Source organism: Lysobacter sp. Root916, from assembly GCF_001429785.1.
Classification (GTDB): domain Bacteria; phylum Pseudomonadota; class Gammaproteobacteria; order Xanthomonadales; family Xanthomonadaceae; genus Lysobacter.
Window position 1 is genome coordinate 1 of sequence record NZ_LMJF01000009.1, and the last position, 1377, is coordinate 1377.

A 1377-nucleotide genomic window follows, 5' to 3' on the forward strand; every position below is an offset into this window, starting at 1 on the left:
TGGATGCGTCCGCGAGCCGCGCGTATCACATGCCGGCGGCGCTGCGCCTGAGCGGCAGCCTGCATCGCGATGCGCTGAAGCAGGCGCTGGACACGCTGGTGGCGCGCCAGGAGGGCCTGCGTGCGCGCCTGGTTGCGGTCGATGGCGTGCCGCACCAGGTGTTCGCACCCGAGGACATCGGCTTCGCCTTGGCAGAGCACGACCTCTCGCAGTTGCCCGTCGAAGCCCGCGAGCAGGCGGTACGCGAGCAGGTGGAGGCCGAAGCCGTGGCGCCGTTCGACTTCGAACGGGGGCCGCTGATCCGCGGCCGCTTGCTGCGTGCGGCCGACGAGGAACACGTGCTGCTGATCACCCAGCACCACATCGTCAGCGACGGCTGGTCGACCGGGGTCATCATTCGCGAGTTCGCGCAGTTGTACGCGGCCTACAGCGAGGGGCGGGCCAATCCGCTGCCGGCGCTGGACATCCAGTACGCCGATTACGCGGTGTGGCAACGTGGCTGGCTGCAAGGCGAGGAACTGGAGCGGCAGACGGCGTTCTGGCGCGAGCACCTGGTGGGCGCGCCGGCGCTGCTGGAGCTGCCGACCGACCGTGCGCGACCGGCGGTGCAGAGTCATGTCGGCGGTACCTTGCCCTTCGCTTTGTCGGCGGAACTGAGCGCGCGACTGAAGCAGTTGGGTCAGCGCCAGGGAGCGACGCTGTTCATGGTGTTGCTGGCCGGCTGGTCGCTGCTGCTGTCGCGGCTGTCGGGTCAGGACGACGTGGTGGTCGGTACGCCGGTGGCGAACCGGCAGCGGCGCGAGGTGGAGGCGTTGGTCGGCTTCTTCGTCAACACGTTGGCGCTGCGCGTGCGCGTGGGCGAGACAGCGAGCGTGGCGGAGCTGCTGGCGCAGGTGAAGAAAGCGACGCTGGGCGCGTTCGTGCACCAGGAACTGCCGTTCGAGCAGGTGGTGGAAGCGGTGCAGCCCGCGCGCAGCCTGAGCCACAGTCCGCTGTTCCAGNACGCTGGGCGCGTTCGTGCACCAGGAACTGCCGTTCGAGCAGGTGGTGGAAGCGGTGCAGCCCGCGCGCAGCCTGAGCCACAGTCCGCTGTTCCAGGTAATGCTGTCCCTGGACAACACGCCGGTAACCGATGATGTCCAGGCGTTGCCTGGACTGACGCTCTCATCCATCGCTGCCGAACATCCGGTGGCGAACTTCGATCTGTCATTGTCGTTCAAGGACGATGGCACCAACCTGCACGGCGAGTTCAAATACGCCGTCGACTTGTTCGACCATACGACGATCGAGCGTTTTGCCGGCCATTTCATCACCCTGCTGGAAGGCATGGTGGCCGACGAGACGGTGTCGCCGGCGGCGCTGCCGATGATGACGTCG

The 1377-nt window shown here is 67.4% G+C and carries 1 protein-coding gene; it reads left to right on the top strand.

The window, feature by feature from the left end:
• Positions 1 to 1001, top strand: a 1001-nt coding sequence (locus ASE35_RS07705) for a condensation domain-containing protein (protein WP_255357132.1), incomplete at both ends; no start/stop codon positions are given.
• Positions 1002 to 1377: the final 376 nt, after the last annotated feature.